General features: G+C 59.2%; 16 protein-coding genes. 12 read left to right on the top strand and 4 right to left on the bottom strand.

Annotated features, from left to right (window positions below):
- Positions 1-285: 285 nt before the first annotated feature.
- The 3 genes from AB4O01_RS20800 to AB4O01_RS20790 are packed head-to-tail and all read left to right on the top strand — an operon-like array spanning position 286 to position 4,133.
- Positions 286-1,032 carry a gluconate 2-dehydrogenase subunit 3 family protein gene (locus AB4O01_RS20800; RefSeq protein ID WP_460089393.1) on the top strand — a complete coding sequence of 249 codons (747 nt, stop codon included), beginning with the start codon at positions 286-288 and terminating at the stop codon, positions 1,030-1,032.
- 2 nt (positions 1,033-1,034) lie between these two features.
- Entirely contained in the window at positions 1,035-2,819 is a 1,785-nt protein-coding gene (locus AB4O01_RS20795) for a GMC family oxidoreductase (RefSeq protein ID WP_460089392.1), read from the top strand.
- Positions 2,820-2,831: 12 nt separating this feature from the next.
- Entirely contained in the window at positions 2,832-4,133 is a 1,302-nt protein-coding gene (locus AB4O01_RS20790; RefSeq protein ID WP_460089390.1) for a c-type cytochrome, read from the top strand.
- Positions 4,134-4,192: 59 nt separating this feature from the next.
- Here the strand turns inward: AB4O01_RS20790 and AB4O01_RS20785 are convergent, their stop codons facing one another.
- Both AB4O01_RS20785 and AB4O01_RS20780 read right to left on the bottom strand, forming a co-directional pair.
- Positions 4,193-4,468, bottom strand: coding sequence for a hypothetical protein (locus AB4O01_RS20785; RefSeq protein WP_460089388.1), 276 nt, complete (start codon positions 4,466-4,468; stop codon positions 4,193-4,195).
- A gap of 207 nt (positions 4,469-4,675) precedes the next feature.
- Positions 4,676-4,978 carry a hypothetical protein gene (locus tag AB4O01_RS20780; RefSeq protein WP_095049528.1) on the bottom strand — a complete coding sequence of 101 codons (303 nt, stop codon included), beginning with the start codon at positions 4,976-4,978 and terminating at the stop codon, positions 4,676-4,678.
- A 227-nt stretch (positions 4,979-5,205) separates the two neighbouring features.
- Here AB4O01_RS20780 and AB4O01_RS20775 point away from each other — a divergent pair, with 227 nt between their 5' ends.
- The 3 genes from AB4O01_RS20775 (at position 5,206) to AB4O01_RS20765 (ending at position 8,848) form a co-directional block, all read left to right on the top strand.
- Positions 5,206-6,264: a PA0069 family radical SAM protein gene (locus AB4O01_RS20775; protein ID WP_093429491.1), complete on the top strand. Its 1,059-nt coding sequence runs from the start codon at positions 5,206-5,208 to the stop codon at positions 6,262-6,264.
- A gap of 238 nt (positions 6,265-6,502) precedes the next feature.
- Positions 6,503-7,231, top strand: a complete 729-nt coding sequence (locus tag AB4O01_RS20770) for a carbonic anhydrase (protein ID WP_064116616.1) — start codon at positions 6,503-6,505, stop codon at positions 7,229-7,231.
- A gap of 90 nt (positions 7,232-7,321) precedes the next feature.
- Positions 7,322-8,848: a SulP family inorganic anion transporter gene (locus AB4O01_RS20765; protein ID WP_099757633.1), complete on the top strand. Its 1,527-nt coding sequence runs from the start codon at positions 7,322-7,324 to the stop codon at positions 8,846-8,848.
- A 136-nt stretch (positions 8,849-8,984) separates the two neighbouring features.
- On the opposite strand, the gene AB4O01_RS20760 is transcribed toward AB4O01_RS20765, so the two are convergent.
- Positions 8,985-9,635 carry a hypothetical protein gene (locus AB4O01_RS20760; protein WP_093429493.1) on the bottom strand — a complete coding sequence of 217 codons (651 nt, stop codon included), beginning with the start codon at positions 9,633-9,635 and terminating at the stop codon, positions 8,985-8,987.
- 369 nt (positions 9,636-10,004) lie between these two features.
- On the opposite strand from AB4O01_RS20760, the gene coxB reads away from it, so the two are divergent.
- From coxB to AB4O01_RS20740, 4 genes are all read left to right on the top strand, one after another.
- Positions 10,005-11,132: a cytochrome c oxidase subunit II gene (gene coxB / locus AB4O01_RS20755; RefSeq protein ID WP_034152255.1), complete on the top strand. Its 1,128-nt coding sequence runs from the start codon at positions 10,005-10,007 to the stop codon at positions 11,130-11,132.
- A gap of 82 nt (positions 11,133-11,214) precedes the next feature.
- Positions 11,215-12,801 (top strand): cytochrome c oxidase subunit I, encoded by a 1,587-nt coding sequence (ctaD, locus tag AB4O01_RS20750; RefSeq protein WP_034152254.1) that lies wholly within the window; start codon positions 11,215-11,217, stop codon positions 12,799-12,801.
- 116 nt (positions 12,802-12,917) lie between these two features.
- A complete protein-coding gene (locus AB4O01_RS20745) occupies positions 12,918-13,469 on the top strand; it encodes a cytochrome c oxidase assembly protein (RefSeq protein WP_016986464.1) in 552 nt (183 codons plus the stop codon).
- 25 nt (positions 13,470-13,494) lie between these two features.
- Entirely contained in the window at positions 13,495-14,382 is an 888-nt protein-coding gene (locus AB4O01_RS20740) for a cytochrome c oxidase subunit 3 (protein WP_093429494.1), read from the top strand.
- Positions 14,383-14,391: 9 nt separating this feature from the next.
- Here AB4O01_RS20740 and AB4O01_RS20735 read toward each other — a convergent pair whose 3' ends face one another.
- Positions 14,392-14,595 carry a twin transmembrane helix small protein gene (locus AB4O01_RS20735; protein ID WP_460089385.1) on the bottom strand — a complete coding sequence of 68 codons (204 nt, stop codon included), beginning with the start codon at positions 14,593-14,595 and terminating at the stop codon, positions 14,392-14,394.
- A gap of 71 nt (positions 14,596-14,666) precedes the next feature.
- Here AB4O01_RS20735 and AB4O01_RS20730 point away from each other — a divergent pair, with 71 nt between their 5' ends.
- Both AB4O01_RS20730 and AB4O01_RS20725 read left to right on the top strand, forming a co-directional pair.
- Positions 14,667-15,407 (top strand): SURF1 family protein, encoded by a 741-nt coding sequence (locus AB4O01_RS20730; protein WP_460089383.1) that lies wholly within the window; start codon positions 14,667-14,669, stop codon positions 15,405-15,407.
- Positions 15,373-15,966, top strand: coding sequence for a hypothetical protein (locus AB4O01_RS20725; RefSeq protein ID WP_093429961.1), 594 nt, complete (start codon positions 15,373-15,375; stop codon positions 15,964-15,966). The genes AB4O01_RS20730 and AB4O01_RS20725 overlap by 35 nt, the downstream gene beginning before the upstream one ends.
- Positions 15,967-15,976: the final 10 nt, after the last annotated feature.

Genomic DNA, 15,976 nt, shown 5'->3' with positions numbered 1-15,976 from the left:
GGGTTCATCGGTGAGAGGAACTGCAGCTTCGATGTTGAGCGGTCAAAGCCCTGTGAGGCGCTTGTCAAAGAATCGTGAATCCGCACGGTTTCATGCACTGGCATGCGGAAAACCGCTGTTTTTTTCCACTGAATCGATTCATCCCGAAGCTTAGCCTGCTACCATTTGTCACACGATGTTGCAGACGCGTCCCCATTTTCCGGGTCATACCGTCACGTCGCGACGAAAAATCCTCAAGCCGTTCGCAGAAGCGGCTGTCCCCTAATGCCTGATGAGGTGCACCCCATGTCTGATGAAAGTCGAGACAACCCGCGGCGTGAGTTCTTACGCAAATCCCTGACCCTGATACCGGTGGTCACCCTGGCTGGCACCGGTCTGGGCAGCAGCGTCTTGCAAGCAGCGCCTGAAGCCAAACCAGCTGCGCCCGCGCCGCAACCGGTTCGCACTGATGCCAGCGTGTATCAGCCGAGCTATTTCACCGCCGAAGAATGGGCGTTCATCAATGCCGCCGTCGCACAGCTGATCCCCAACGATGCCCAAGGTCCGGGTGCGCTAGAAGCCGGTGTCCCGGAATACATCGACCGCCAGATGAACACGCCGTACGCCGCCGGTGCACTTTGGTACATGCAAGGCCCGTTCAATGCCGACGCCGCTCCGGAAATGGGTTGGCAGAGCAAACTGGTGCCCAAAGAGATCTATCGACTCGGCATCGCCGCCACGGATCAGTGGGCAAAATCCCTCAACGGTAAAGTATTTGCCGAGCAAGACAGCGCTACCCGAGACGATTTGCTCAAGCAACTCGAAGCTGGCAAGCCGCAATTCGATGCGGTTCCGGCAAAGATTTTCTTCAATCTGCTGCTGCAAAACACCAAGGAAGGGTTCTTCTGCGACCCGATCCACGGTGGCAACAAAGGCATGGTCGGCTGGACCATGATCGGCTTCCCCGGCGCCCGCGCCGATTTCATGGATTGGGTGGAACGTAACGAGCAATACCCCTTCCCGGCAGTTTCGATTCGCGGCGAGAGGGCGTAAGCATGGCAGCGGTAATGAAGAAGGTTGACGCAGTGATCGTGGGCTTCGGCTGGACCGGCGCGATCATGGCCAAGGAGCTGACCGAAGCGGGTCTCAACGTGCTGGCGCTGGAGCGCGGGCCGATGCAGGACACCTACCCGGACGGCAACTATCCGCAGGTGATCGACGAACTCACCTACAGCGTGCGCAAAAAACTCTTTCAGGACATCTCCAAGGAAACCGTCACCATTCGCCACAGCGTCAACGACATCGCCCTGCCGAACCGCCAGTTGGGCGCGTTTCTGCCGGGCAATGGTGTTGGCGGCGCCGGACTGCACTGGTCGGGCGTGCACTTCCGGGTCGATCCGATCGAGTTGCGCATGCGCAGCCACTACGAAGAGCGCTACGGCAAAAGCTTTATCCCCAAGGACATGACCATCCAGGACTTCGGCGTCAGCTATGAAGAACTAGAGCCGTTCTTCGATTTCGCCGAAAAAATCTTCGGCACCTCGGGCCAGGCCTGGACGGTGAAAGGCCAATTGGTCGGTCAGGGCAAGGGCGGCAACCCGTACGCGCCGGATCGCTCCAATCCGTTCCCGCTGGAAGCGCAGAAAAACACAGTCTCCGCACAGCTGTTCGGCAAAGCAGCGACTGAAGTCGGTTACAAGCCCTACAACTTGCCTTCGGCAAACACCTCGGGGCCTTACACCAACCCTTACGGCGCACAGATGGGCCCGTGCAACTTCTGCGGTTTCTGCAGTGGTTACGTTTGCTACATGTATTCCAAGGCCTCGCCGAACGTGAACATTCTGCCGGCGCTCAAGCCGCTGCCGAATTTCGAGCTGCGGCCTAACTCGCATGTGTTGCGGGTCAATCTCGACAGCAGCAAATCCAAAGCCACCGGCGTGACCTACATCGACGGTCAGGGCCGCGAGATCGAGCAACCGGCGGATCTGGTGATCCTCGGCGCGTTCCAGTTGCACAACGTGCGTCTGATGCTGCTGTCCGGGATCGGCAAGCCATACGACCCGATCAGCGGCGAAGGCGTGGTCGGGCGTAACTTCGCCTACCAGAACATGGCGACCATCAAGGCGTTCTTCGACAAGGACACCCACACCAACAACTTCATCGGCGCCGGCGGCAACGGCGTGGCGCTGGACGATTTCAACGCCGACAACTTCGACCACGGCCCGCACGGCTTCGTCGGTGGCTCGCCGATGTGGGTCAACCAGGCCGGCAGCCGGCCGATTGCCGGCACTTCGAACCCGCCGGGCACACCTGCGTGGGGCAGTGCCTGGAAACGCGCGACCGCCGATTACTACACCCACCAGGTGTCGATGGACGCCCACGGCGCGCATCAGTCCTACCGTGGCAACTACCTCGATCTCGATCCGGTGTACCGCGACGCCTACGGCTTGCCGCTGCTGCGGATGACCTTCGACTGGCAGGAAAACGACATAAAGATGAACCGCTTCATGGTCGAGAAAATGGGCAAGGTCGCCGAAGCGATGGGCCCGAAAGCCATCGCGGTGATCGGCAAGAAAGTCGGCGACCACTTCAATACGGCGTCGTACCAGACCACCCACCTCAATGGTGGCGCGATCATGGGCACCGATCCGAAGAAGAGCGCGCTGAACCGCTACTTGCAGAGCTGGGACGTGCACAACGTCTTCGTCCCGGGCGCCTCGGCCTTCCCGCAGGGCCTCGGTTACAACCCGACCGGGCTGGTTGCTGCGCTGACCTATTGGTCGGCGAAGGCGATCCGCGAGCAATACCTGAAAAACCCCGGCCCGCTGGTTCAGGCTTAAGGAGCGATGACCATGAAAAATCTCGTTATCGCGACTCTGGCGCTGCTCGGCAGTGCCGCAATCCATGCGGCTGAAGTTGATCAAAGTTTGATCAAACAGGGCGAATACCTTGCCCGCGCCGGTGACTGTGTGGCCTGCCACACTGCCAAGGGCGGCAAACCGTTCGCCGGTGGCCTGCCGATGGAAACCCCGATCGGCACGATTTACTCGACCAACATCACCCCGGACAAAACCGGCGTCGGTGAATACAGCTTCGAAGACTTCGATCAGGCCGTACGCCATGGCGTCGCCAAAAACGGCAGTACGTTGTACCCGGCGATGCCGTATCCGTCCTACGCGCGTGTCAGCGAAACCGACATGCAAGCGTTGTACGCGTACTTCATGCACGGCGTAGAACCGGTGGCGCAGGAAAACAAGGCCAGCGACATTCCGTGGCCGTTGAGCATGCGTTGGCCGTTGATGGGCTGGCGCTGGATGTTTGCGCCGAAGGTCGAGGACTACAAGGCAGTCGGTGACGACGCCGTCATCAGCCGTGGCGCGTATCTGGTCGAAGGCCTCGGCCATTGCGGTGCCTGCCATACGCCACGCGCGCTGACCATGCAGGAAAAATCCCTGAGTGCGGCTGACGGCACAACCTTTCTCGCCGGCAGTGCGCCGCTGGAAGGCTGGATCGCCAAGAGTCTGCGCGGCGATCACAAGGATGGCCTCGGCAGCTGGAACGAGGAACAACTGGTGCAGTTCCTCAAGACCGGGCGCAGCGACCGCAGCGCCGTGTTCGGCGGCATGAGCGACGTGGTCACCCACAGCATGCAATACATGACCGATGCCGACCTGACGGCGATTGCCCGCTACCTCAAATCACTGCCGGCCACTGATCCGAACGATCAACCGCATCAGTACGATGAAAAAGCCGCCAAAGCCTTGTGGAACGGTGACGACAGTCAGCGCGGAGCTGCGGTGTACATCGACAACTGCGCGGCGTGCCACCGCACCGATGGTCACGGCTACACCCGGGTGTTCCCGGCGCTGGCGGGCAATCCGGTGCTGCAATCGGCAGACCCGACTTCGTTGATTCACATCGTGCTCAGGGGCGGTACGTTGCCGGCGACGCACACGGCACCGTCGACGTTCACCATGCCGGGCTTTGCCTGGCGCCTGTCGGACCAGGAAGTGGCGGATGTGGTGAGTTTCATTCGTGGCAGTTGGGGCAACAAAGGCGCGCCAGTTGACGCTGAAGATGTAGCCAATCTACGCAAGAACGATATGCAAACGACTTCCGGGGATGATTTGGGGCAAGTCACTACGCATAACTGACGGATGTGATTGATACGCCGTTGGCACGGTTCGACTTTTCGTGCGGTGTCAGCGGCCGATCAACGCTTGGGCTGAAAGCCTTTAAACTGCGCAAATGCATCGGCCAGCTGCAGATAAAGCTTCTCGTCGTATTTGTCGATGTCGCCATCGCCGTCAGTATCGACGGCGTCTTCGGAGATCAGGTCATAACGACCATTGGCCTGCGACGACGAAGCAAAAAGCGCATAGTCGTAATCCATCATTTCGGTCGCGTCCTCGCTGTAGTGATAAAAAGCGATTTCCGGACTTGCATCCCGATCCATATCCGCGATTTCCAGCAGTATTCTGATAGCCATGGATGAAACCCTGCAGATTGATTGCGTGCTTGAGATTAGGTTTGGCGAGAATTCCGGTCTACTGTCAAAGCTGACAGGGTGTATGCCCAGCCAGTCCTTTACCGGCCACCTGCCATTTACCGTCTCTTCTTCTAAAACAATAAAGCCCTGCATGAGTCGTCATGCAGGGCTTTATTTTTATTTGCTGTGAGATTCTTACATTTTCAATTACGGATTAACGATACTTACATAAGCCTTGGCCAGTGCAATCAACTTCGCTTTGTCGTCGTTATCAATATCGCCATCACCGTCCACATCTTTCTTGTTGGTGCGAACAGTGAACGTTTTGCCACGGTCGCTGGACACCGCCACTACGTAGATCGAGTCGACCAGCGCCTCGGTAGGCAGTTCCTGTTCGGCGTTCCAGCCCAGTTCCTTTCGTGCCAGTTGCATCGAAACAATGGTGTTGGGTTCCGATGCATTGGGTTGCATCATTTGCACAAAGACACCGCGTTGATTGAGGTAAGACATGAATTAAATCCTTTTAATTTAGTTATCGGACAAGTGCCACTCGGAGTAGCCAAGGCTATCTTTGATAACTTGTCGCGACAATCGAACATATGTATCTCGGGTTGTACTTCGGCTCTGCACCTATATATAAATTTTGGAACTCAACAAGTATCCCATCGCTGAACGGTACTGGATCACAGCGGGCTTGCTCATGTACTGTATGCATATACAGATCTGGAGCCTGCCCAATGATCAACCCTCTCCCCCAGCGCGGTCGCGGCACCGCCAGCAACCCGCACAACCGCTTCGCGCCGAACCGTTCGGTGGCCGAGGATGACGGCTGGTATCAGGAGGTGCCGCTGACCCAAGGCACCGAGGTGATGATCGAAACCGCGAAAACCATCATTACCCGCAATACCTCTCCGGATCTGCCCTTCGACCGCTCGATCAATCCCTACCGTGGCTGCGAGCATGGCTGCATCTATTGCTACGCACGGCCCAGCCACGCTTACTGGGACATGTCGCCAGGGCTGGACTTCGAAACCAGACTGATCGCCAAGACCAACGCCGCCCAAGTGCTGGAAGAACAGCTCGGGAAAAAAGGCTATCAATGTGCGCCGATCAATCTGGGCTCCAACACCGATCCGTATCAGCCGATCGAGCGCGAACACAAAATCACCCGGCAGACCCTCGAAGTGCTGCTGCGTTACCGGCACCCGGTGACCATCGTCACCAAAGGCTCGCTGATTCTGCGCGATCTCGACCTGCTGACTGAGTTGGCCGAGCAACGCCTGGTCGCGGTGATGATCAGCCTGACCACGCTCGATGACGAGCTCAAACGCATCCTCGAACCGCGCGCTGCTGCACCCAAAGCGCGATTGCGCGCCATTCGGGTCATGCGCGAAGCAGGCATACCGGTCGGCGTGCTGTGTTCGCCGATGATTCCGATGATCAACGACAGCGAGATCGAAAACCTGCTTAACGAAGCCCACGCGGCCGGAGCACAAAGCGCTGCCTATATGATGCTGCGCTTGCCGCTGGAAGTGGCGCCGCTGTTCGAAGAATGGCTTCAGGCGCACTATCCGCAACGCGCCGCGCATGTGCTGAGCCTGATCCGCCAGAGCCGTGGCGGCGAGCTCTACGACAGCCGTTTCGGCGCGCGCATGCGCGGCGAAGGAGTGTTCGCCGACCTGCTCGCGCAACGATTTGCCAAAGCCATCAAGCGTCTGGGCATTAATCACCGCGAAAGCTACAACCTCGATTGCACTGCCTTCTGTCCGCCGGGTCGCCAGATGTCGTTGATTTAGCGACAATTAGCCTATGGTTGAGGGGTTGGAATCCTTCCGCCGAAATCACTCAGTCACGTTTTTTGTGACCTGGAACACACGTGCTAGAGCGTTTGATTAAGTTTGAGTTAAGTTTCGGCGGCTACCTTGTTCATCGAGTGACTGACGGGTCGGGATGACCCGGATGTTTTAAACAGCCACTGGCTTCATACCGGAATACATGGGAACGACTCCCCTAATCCGCCAAAGAGGATGAATCATGAGTGACAAGGATAAACAGCCGTTGGCTGCGTCGGCGCAAACCCCTGAAGCGGAATCCGCCGATGCAGCGCTGCGACAGATCGTAGACGGCTTTTTGCATTTTCATCATGAGGTCTTTCCCCAGCAGGAAGAACTCTTCAAGAAACTCGCCACGGCCCAGGCGCCAAAGGCGATGTTCATCACCTGCGCCGACTCGCGCATCGTCCCTGAACTGATCACCCAGAGCTCGCCGGGCGATCTGTTCGTGACCCGTAACGTCGGCAACGTTGTCCCGCCTTACGGCCAGATGAACGGCGGCGTATCCACCGCGATCGAATACGCGGTGCTGGCGCTGGGCGTGCAGCACATCATCATCTGCGGCCACTCCGATTGCGGCGCCATGCGTGCGGTGCTCAATCCGGACAGCCTGGAAAAAATGCCGACGGTCAAAGCCTGGCTGCGCCACGCTGAAGTCGCGAAAACCATGGTGCACGACAACTGTCACTGCGCCGACGAAAAAGAAAGCATGCCGATCCTCACCGAGGAAAACGTCATCGCCCAATTGCAGCACTTGCGTACCCATCCTTCGGTAGCCTCGCGCATGGCGAACGGTCATCTGTTCATCCATGGCTGGGTCTACAACATCGAAACCAGCGAAATCAAAGCTTACGACGCGGATCAGGGACGTTTCCTGCCGCTCGATGGTAGCCATCCGATTCCGGTGGCGACGCCCAAAGCGCGCTTCTAAATCTTCCTAAACATCTGTGTGGTTTGACGCCGGCCGCTGTTTCAGCGGTTCGGCGAAGCCATGCCTGAAGAAAACTTCGGGAGAATCGCCATGCGTGCGGCTCAATTGAAAGCGGTGTTGCCACGGGAGTTGCTCGCTTCAGTGGTTGTGTTTCTGGTCGCGTTGCCGCTGTGCATGGGTATCGCGATTGCGTCAGGGTTGCCACCGGCCAAAGGTCTGATCACCGGGATCATCGGCGGTCTGGTGGTTGGCTGGCTGGCGGGTTCGCCGTTGCAGGTCAGCGGGCCGGCGGCGGGTCTGGCGGTGTTGGTGTTTGAACTGGTGCGCCAGCACGGCATTGAAATGCTGGGGCCGATTCTGCTGCTCGCCGGTTTCCTGCAACTGGTGGCCGGGCGCTTGAAGCTCGGTTGCTGGTTTCGGGTCACGGCGCCAGCGGTGGTGTACGGGATGCTGGCGGGGATTGGCGTGTTGATCGTGCTGTCGCAGGTGCATGTGATGCTTGATGCGTCACCGAAGCCCTCTGGCCTGGATAACCTCACGGCGTTCCCGGCGGCTGTGGCGCAGGCCTTGCCGTCGTTCGGCTGGCAGGCCGGGCTGTTGGGGCTGTCGACGATTGCGGTGATGTGGTTGTGGGAAAAATTTCGCCCACATTCGTTGCGCTTCGTTCCGGGTGCGTTGCTCGGCGTGGGTCTGGCGACAGCTGCCAGTCTGCTGCTGGCGTTGCAGGTCAAACGTGTTGAAGTACCGGCGAATCTGGCCGAAGCCATTGACTGGCTGAAACCGGCGGACCTGCTCAGCCTGGCCGATCCTACGCTGCTGATCGCCGCGTTCGCCGTGGCGTTTATCGCCAGCGCCGAAACCTTGTTGTCCGCCGCTGCGGTGGATCGCATGCACAGCGGCGTGCGTTCGGACTTCGACCGTGAGCTGTCGGCGCAAGGTGTCGGCAACATGCTCTGCGGTCTGCTCGGCGCGCTGCCGATGACCGGGGTGATCGTGCGCAGTTCGGCCAACGTCCAGGCCGGCGCAACCACGCGTTACTCGACGATCTTCCATGGTCTGTGGCTGCTGGCGTTCGTGCTGTTGCTGTCGAGTGTGCTGCAAAGCATTCCGGTGGCGAGTCTGGCGGGTGTGCTGGTGTACACCGGGTTCAAACTGGTCGATCTCAAAGCGTTTCGAGGTCTGGGTCGTTATGGGCGGATGCCGATGTTCACCTATGCGGCGACGGCGCTGGCGATCATCTTCACTGACCTGTTGACCGGGGTGTTGATCGGTTTCGGTCTGACGATGTTGAAACTGGCGTTCAAGGCTTCGCGATTGAAGATCAGCCTGATCGATCTGCCGCAGGACGGCGAGATGGAGTTGCGTCTGGTCGGCGCGGCGACATTCCTCAAAGTGCCGGCGTTGACGCAAGTGCTGGGCAGTATTCCGCAAGGCACCACGGTGCATGTGCCGCTCAATAACCTGAGCTACATCGACCATTCGTGTCTGGAGTTGCTGGAGGAGTGGGGCCGGGCGAATGCGGCGAAGGGTTCGAAGCTGTTGATTGAGTCGCGCGGGTTGAAGCGCAGGCTTGAGGGACGGATTCGAACCACCACCGGTATCGGTGCGGCCGGCTAAAAAACCCGTTGTGCATACAAACCCTGTGGGAGCGAGCCTGCTCGCGAAAGCGATGTATCAGCCAACAGAGATGTTGAATGATCGACCGCATTCGCGAGCAGGCTCGCTCCCACATTGGATCTATGGCGTATGAGGATTACGCGGCAGGCTGGTCCAGTTCCAGGCCTACACCCAGTCGGCGGCCCATGCACGGCCAGCGTTTCCACGCGGCGCCGGTGTCCGGGCTGCTGAGTTTACCGCGGTAGGCTTCTACCGATTCCAGGGCAAAACTCTCGTCGTTGAGCATCTCGTCGATGGCGTGATGCACCGCTTCGTCCAGTTGGTTGGCAAATTCCTCACCGATCAATTGGTGAGCAATCAAGTTAGCGACCGTCATGTCCAAGGGGATCAGTGGCTGGCCGAAATGCTTGATGTACAGGTCGTTGACCTCTTCGACAAAACGGTGCGCCAGATAGGCTTCGTCGAGCAGGCTGTCCAGGCCAACGTGCCCGGCCATGATGGCTGGCGGCTGGAGGAAATACTGCTCGGCGATTTTCAGCACCGGTTTGATCTGCGATTCGATTCCCGCTTCCCTGGCAACTTCATTGGCTGCATCCAGCAGGTCTGGCACTTCATCAATGTATGCGGCGACAAAACGCGTCAGCACACCGTTGGCGTCGGCTTCCGGCAATTGGATCGCCGGGTGTAAATGAGGCAGCTTGCTTTCCAGCTGACGGGTCAGCAGGCCGGTTTCTTTTTCGTGTTGTTGGGCTTTTTGGATCTGCTCGCGCAATGCGGCGGTGTTCATGAAAACTCCAGGAAACAAGGCAACGAAATAGGGAAGACATAACTTAGCTGGCTTACGAAAAATGCTAAGACGCATTTGTCATAATTATTTCATCCTTGATGCACCTGCGTTATATCGGTTTGCCACCACTCGTCTGCATCCTTCTCCATTCGTGCCCTTGAACGCAAGTGCCAGCTGTTTCAGTTCATTTACGTGCGCACATTGCAATTTCCCGTCGCTGTCTATACTCGCCATTGAATGGAGTTAGCTGATGACGCCCGACTGCACCCGCAGCAAGGCCCGGCGATTCAAGTTCGTAGTCTGATGCAGCCGCTCCCTTGCCGCAGGCGAAAGCCGGCGGGATAACAAGAACGATAAGGGGAACCCGCAATGATGCGACATCCACACGTCTGGATGGGCCTCCTGTTGTGGTCGATTTTCAGTCCGGCACACGCTGCCTGGACTGTAAATATGGCGCCTGGAGCGACTGAAATCAGTCACGCAGTATTCGACCTGCACATGACCATTTTCTGGATCTGTGTGGTGATCGGGATCATCGTCTTCGGCGCCATGTTCTGGTCGATGATGGTGCACCGCCGTTCTACCGGGCAGGTCGCCGCAAAATTCCACGAAAGCACTACCGTCGAAATTCTCTGGACCGTCGTACCGTTCCTGATTCTGGTGGCGATGGCCGTACCGGCGACCGCCACCCTGATCAAGATGTACGACACCAGTGAGCCGGATATCGATATCCAGATCACCGGTTATCAGTGGAAGTGGCACTACAAATACCTGGGCCAGGACGTCGAGTTTTTCAGCAACCTGGCCACTCCCGCCGAACAGATCCACAACAAGGAAACCAAGGGCGAGCATTACTTGCTCGAGGTCGACAAGCCGTTGGTGCTGCCGACCGGCGCCAAAGTGCGCTTCCTCGTGACTTCCGCCGACGTCATTCACTCCTGGTGGGTGCCGGCCTTCGCGGTGAAACGCGATGCGATCCCGGGATTCGTCAACGAGGCGTGGACGCGCATCGACAAGCCCGGCATCTACCGTGGCCAGTGCGCCGAATTGTGCGGCAAGGATCACGGCTTCATGCCGATCGTGGTCGAGGTCAAAGAGAAGGCCGACTACGACAAATGGCTCGCCGACCGCAAAGCCGAGGCTGCGCAGCTCAAAGAGCTGACCAGCAAGGAATGGACCCTCGACGAACTCAAGGAACGCGGCGACAAGATCTATCACACCACCTGCGTCGCCTGTCACCAGGCCGAAGGTCAGGGCCTGCCGCCGATGTTCCCGGCGCTCAAAGGCTCGAAAATCGCCACCGGACCGAAAGAAGGCCACTTGAGCATTGTCTTCCACGGCAAGCCCGGCACCGCCATGGCGGCGTTCGGCAAGCAGTTGTCGGAAGTCGATATCGCAGCGGTCGTGACCTACGAACGTAACGCCTGGGGCAACAACAAGGGCGACATGGTCACGCCAAAAGAAGTGCTGGAGCTGAAACAGGCGGAAAGCAAATGAGCCGGTCTATCGCGTACCTCGTGAACCGGTCGGGGCAGAGCGCCCCGGCCTGCCTCATCCACTCACGTAAAGGAGACCGGCCATGAGCGCTGTCATCGATGACCACGGTCATGCCGACCACGCCCACGGCCCCGCCAAAGGCCTGATGCGCTGGGTGCTGACCACCAACCACAAGGACATCGGCACGCTGTACCTGTGGTTTGCGTTCTCCATGTTTCTGCTCGGCGGCACGTTCGCGATGGTGATTCGCGCCGAACTGTTCCAGCCCGGCTTGCAGATCGTCGAGCCGGCGTTCTTCAACCAGATGACCACCATGCACGGTCTGGTGATGGTCTTCGGTGCGGTGATGCCGGCGTTTGTCGGCCTCGCCAACTGGATGATCCCGTTGATGATCGGCGCGCCGGACATGGCCTTGCCCCGGATGAACAACTTCAGCTTCTGGCTGTTGCCGGCGGCGTTCCTGATCTTGGTGTCGACGCTATTCACCCCCGGCGGCGGGCCGAACTTCGGCTGGACGTTCTATGCGCCGCTGTCGACGACGTATGCACCGGAAAGCGTGACCTTCTTCATCTTCGCCATCCACTTGATGGGCATCAGTTCGATCATGGGCGCGATCAACGTGATCGCCACCATCCTCAATCTGCGCGCACCCGGCATGACGCTGATGAAAATGCCGCTGTTCGTCTGGACCTGGCTGATCACCGCGTTCCTGCTGATCGCGGTGATGCCGGTGCTGGCCGGGTGCGTGACGATGATGCTGATGGACATCCACTTCGGCACCAGCTTCTTCAGCGCTGCCGGTGGCGGTGACCCGGTGCTGTTCCAGCATGTGTTCTGGTTCTTCGGCCATCCCGAGGTGTACATCATGATCCTGCCGGCCTTCGGCGCCGTCAGCTCGATCATCCCGACCTTCTCGCGCAAGCCGCTGTTCGGCTACACCTCGATGGTCTACGCGACGGCGAGCATCGCCTTCCTGTCGTTCATTGTCTGGGCGCACCACATGTTCGTGGTCGGCATTCCGCTGGTGGGCGAGCTGTTCTTCATGTACGCCACGCTGTTGATCGCGGTGCCGACCGGGGTGAAGGTGTTCAACTGGGCCAGCACCATGTGGCAAGGCTCGCTGACCTTCGAAACGCCGATGCTGTTTGCCGTGGCGTTCGTGATCCTGTTCTCCATCGGCGGTTTCTCCGGACTGATGCTGGCCATCGCCCCGGCGGACTTCCAGTACCAGGACACCTACTTTGTGGTCGCGCACTTCCACTACGTGCTGGTGCCGGGGGCGATCTTCGGGATCTTCGCGTCGACCTATTACTGGCTGCCGAAATGGACCGGCCACATGTACGACGAAACCCTCGGCAAGCTGCATTTCTGGCTGTCGTTCGTCGGCATGAACCTGACCTTTTTCCCGATGCACTTCGTCGGTCTTGCGGGAATGCCGCGGCGGATTCCGGACTACAACCTGCAATTCGCCGACTTCAACATGGTCTCGTCGATTGGCGCGTTCATGTTCGGTGCGACGCAGATTTTCTTCCTGTTCATCGTCATCAAGACCATTCGCGGCGGCCCGCCAGCACCGGCCAAACCGTGGGATGGTGCGGAAGGTCTGGAGTGGAGCGTGCCGTCACCGGCGCCGTATCACACCTTCACCACACCGCCGGAAGTGAAATGAAACGCTTGGCTTTTGTAGGAGTGAGCCTGCTCGCGATGGCGGTGTGTCGGGCACACCGCGGTGCACCCATCGCGAGCAGGCTCACTCCTACAGGGTTTGGTGGGGAGGCATGAACCATGGCTGATTCGATCTCGATGAAAAAACTCGTCACCCGCCTGCTCGGCGTGGTGGTGGCGATGTTTGTCTTCGGTTTTGCCTTGGTGCCGATCTACGACGTGATGTGCAAAGCCTTCGGCATCAACGGCAAGACCGCCGGGCAGTACGAGGGTGAGCAGGTGGTCGACACTTCGCGCCAGGTGCGTGTGCAGTTTCTGTCGACCAACAACGTCGACATGCCGTGGGACTTTTACCCCAAGCATGACGAACTCACCGCCAACCCCGGCGCGGTCAACGAGATGATCTTCATCGCGCGCAACCCCACCGACAAACCGATGAGTGCGCAAGCCGTGCCGAGCATCGCGCCGAGCAACGCCGCGGCATACTTCCACAAGACCGAATGCTTTTGCTTTACCCAGCAGGTGCTGCAGCCCGGTCAACAGATCGAGATGCCGGTGCGCTTCATTGTTGACCGCGACATGCCCAAGGATGTGAAGCACCTGACGCTGTCCTACACGCTGTTCGATATCACCGCCCGACATCCGCCGGTGGCTGTAAACACTGGCGGTTGAGCGTGCCCGATAAGGAGAACAATAAATGGCAACTCATGAGCATTATTACGTTCCGCCGCAAAGCAAATGGCCGATCATCGCGACATTCGGCATGGCCATCACCGTGTACGGCCTCGCCACCTGGTTCAACGATCTGAAGGCAGCGCGCCCGGAATCCCACGGCCCGTACATCTTTTTCGTCGGTGGCCTGTTGCTGGCGTACATGCTGTTCGGCTGGTTCGGGGCGGTGATCAAGGAAAGCCGCGCGGGGCTTTATAGCCCGCAGCTCGATCGCTCGTTCCGCTGGGGCATGAGTTGGTTCATCTTCTCCGAAGTGATGTTCTTCGTCGCCTTCTTCGGTGCGCTGTTTTACGTGCGGCACGTCTCCGGACCGGCGCTCGGCGGTGAGGGCACCAAAGGCATCGCGCACATGCTCTGGCCGAACTTCCAGTTCACCTGGCCGTTGCTGCACACGCCGGATCCGAAACTGTTCCCGCCGCCAAAAGAAGTCATCAGCCCGTGGGGCCTGCCGCTGATCAACACAATTCTGCTGGTCAGCTCCAGCGTGACCATCACCATCGCCCACCATGCGCTGAAAAAGGGCCATCGCGGCGCACTGAAAATCTGGCTGGCGATCACCGTGCTGCTGGGCTGCGCGTTTCTCGGCTTCCAGGCTGAGGAATACATGCACGCCTACCACGAACTGGGCCTGACCCTCGGTTCCGGTATTTATGGCGCGACGTTCTTCATGCTCACCGGTTTCCACGGCGCCCACGTGACCATCGGCACGATCATTCTGTTTGTGATGCTGATGCGCATCATGAAGGGCCACTTCGACAACGAGCACCAGTTCGGCTTCGAAGCGGCGAGCTGGTATTGGCACTTCGTCGACGTGGTCTGGATCGGTCTGTTTATCTTCGTCTACGTACTCTGAGGATCACCACTACCAAGGCGCATGCGACACCAATTGGCCGCTGTAAAAGCCCCAGGCGATCAAGCCGACGGTGGTGGCGGCCAATGCCACCCGAACACTCAAGGCGATGACCAGGCGATTCGAGCTGCTGTCGTCCTTGACCAGGAAAAACAGGCCGCTGAACAGGCTGATCACCGTGGCAATCAGCATCAGGACGATGGCTGTTTTGAGCATGGGAAGAACTCCGGGGGACAGGCGATGCAGTTGAGTATAGCGATCGCAACGACTGACTTTGTGGCGCAGCCATGAAGCGCTTTCGCCCGGGCGTGATACCGACCGTGGTGGTGGCGTTGTTGCTGCCGTTGCTGGTTTCGCTAGGCTTCTGGCAATTGAGCCGGGGTGCCGAGAAAACCGCTCTGCTCACCAGCTACGCCGAACGCCGCGCGGCCGAACCGATGGCCAGCAGCGAACTGCTCAATAGCGCTGATCCGGCTTATCGCCGCGTGCATCTGCACGGCCAGTTCGATGCCGCGCACAGCTTGCTGCTGGATAACCGTCAGCGTAACGGCAAGGTCGGCGTCGAGCTGGTGCAACCGTTTCAGGATCAACGCACAGGCCTGTGGCTGCTGGTTAATCGCGGCTGGCTGCCGTGGCCGGACCGCCGCGTGCCGCCGCAATTCACCACGCCTTCCGAAGCCTTGAATGTCGATGCCTGGGTCTACGTCGCCCCCGGCGCCACTTTTCAACTTCATGCCGATCCGGTCAGCAACACCTGGCCGCAAACCATCACTGCCGTCGAACCCGCCAAGCTGTGGAAAACCCTTGAGCGCGACGGCTTTACCTACGAGTTACGCGCCGAACCCGGCCCGGCCAGCTACGAGGCCGATTGGCCGGTGGTCGCCATGGGCCCGGAAAAACACCTCGGTTACGCCGTGCAGTGGTTCGCCATGGCCACCGCCCTGCTCGGCCTCTACGTCTATTTGGGCTTGCACAACGCAAAGGAGAAACACCATGGGAACGGCCATGAATCCACCCAGCATGTCTGAGGCGAAACCTGCCGCCACCCGTCGTCGCGGGCGCATTCAGTTGCTGCTGATATTGCTCGGCGTGATCGGCCCGATGGTGCTCGCCACCGGCATGTACAAATTGCAGTTCTGGGTGCCGGAGGGTCGCAGCTATCACGGCGAACTGATCGGCAACGGCCAGACCCGCGCCGACCTCGGCGTGCAGGCCGACGAGGAGCGCTGGCAGATGCTGGTCACCGCGCCGAAGGATTGCGCGGTGGATTGCCAGCAACTGGTGTATCTGGCGCGGCAGATCCAGATCGGCCTCGGTCGCGATGCCGGCCGCGCCAGCCACGCTCTCGCCATGGCGCAACCGGTGAGCGCCGATTACGAGGCCAAGCTCAACCGCGAATATCCACAGCTGCAACGCTATCCGCTGGACGCTACATCGTTCAGTAAAACCACGGGCGACAAAGCCACGCCGCAGCTGTGGATCATCGACCCCCACGGCAATCTCGTACTGCGTTACGAGCCGAATGTGAAAGGCAAGGATCTGCTCAACGACCTGCGTCACCTGCTGAAACTGTCGAACATCGGATAAGGGCATCGTC

The organism is Pseudomonas sp. S2_E02, from assembly GCF_054668355.1.
Note: the sequence above shows the minus strand (reverse complement) of the source record. Positions and strands in the feature narration are given on the sequence as shown.

Coding starts and splice junctions, on each gene's coding strand:
- AB4O01_RS20790 (WP_460089390.1), top strand. CDS start 2,832: ATGAAAAATCTCGTTATCGCGACTCTGGCGCTGCTCGGCAGTGCCGCA.
- AB4O01_RS20775 (WP_093429491.1), top strand. CDS start 5,206: ATGATCAACCCTCTCCCCCAGCGCGGTCGCGGCACCGCCAGCAACCCG.
- ctaD (WP_034152254.1), top strand. CDS start 11,215: ATGAGCGCTGTCATCGATGACCACGGTCATGCCGACCACGCCCACGGC.
- AB4O01_RS20780 (WP_095049528.1), bottom strand. CDS start 4,978: ATGTCTTACCTCAATCAACGCGGTGTCTTTGTGCAAATGATGCAACCC.
- AB4O01_RS20735 (WP_460089385.1), bottom strand. CDS start 14,595: ATGCTCAAAACAGCCATCGTCCTGATGCTGATTGCCACGGTGATCAGC.
- coxB (WP_034152255.1), top strand. CDS start 10,005: ATGATGCGACATCCACACGTCTGGATGGGCCTCCTGTTGTGGTCGATT.
- AB4O01_RS20760 (WP_093429493.1), bottom strand. CDS start 9,635: ATGAACACCGCCGCATTGCGCGAGCAGATCCAAAAAGCCCAACAACAC.
- AB4O01_RS20740 (WP_093429494.1), top strand. CDS start 13,495: ATGGCAACTCATGAGCATTATTACGTTCCGCCGCAAAGCAAATGGCCG.
- AB4O01_RS20765 (WP_099757633.1), top strand. CDS start 7,322: ATGCGTGCGGCTCAATTGAAAGCGGTGTTGCCACGGGAGTTGCTCGCT.
- AB4O01_RS20795 (WP_460089392.1), top strand. CDS start 1,035: ATGGCAGCGGTAATGAAGAAGGTTGACGCAGTGATCGTGGGCTTCGGC.
- AB4O01_RS20770 (WP_064116616.1), top strand. CDS start 6,503: ATGAGTGACAAGGATAAACAGCCGTTGGCTGCGTCGGCGCAAACCCCT.
- AB4O01_RS20785 (WP_460089388.1), bottom strand. CDS start 4,468: ATGGCTATCAGAATACTGCTGGAAATCGCGGATATGGATCGGGATGCA.
- AB4O01_RS20800 (WP_460089393.1), top strand. CDS start 286: ATGTCTGATGAAAGTCGAGACAACCCGCGGCGTGAGTTCTTACGCAAA.
- AB4O01_RS20745 (WP_016986464.1), top strand. CDS start 12,918: ATGGCTGATTCGATCTCGATGAAAAAACTCGTCACCCGCCTGCTCGGC.
- AB4O01_RS20725 (WP_093429961.1), top strand. CDS start 15,373: ATGGGAACGGCCATGAATCCACCCAGCATGTCTGAGGCGAAACCTGCC.
- AB4O01_RS20730 (WP_460089383.1), top strand. CDS start 14,667: ATGAAGCGCTTTCGCCCGGGCGTGATACCGACCGTGGTGGTGGCGTTG.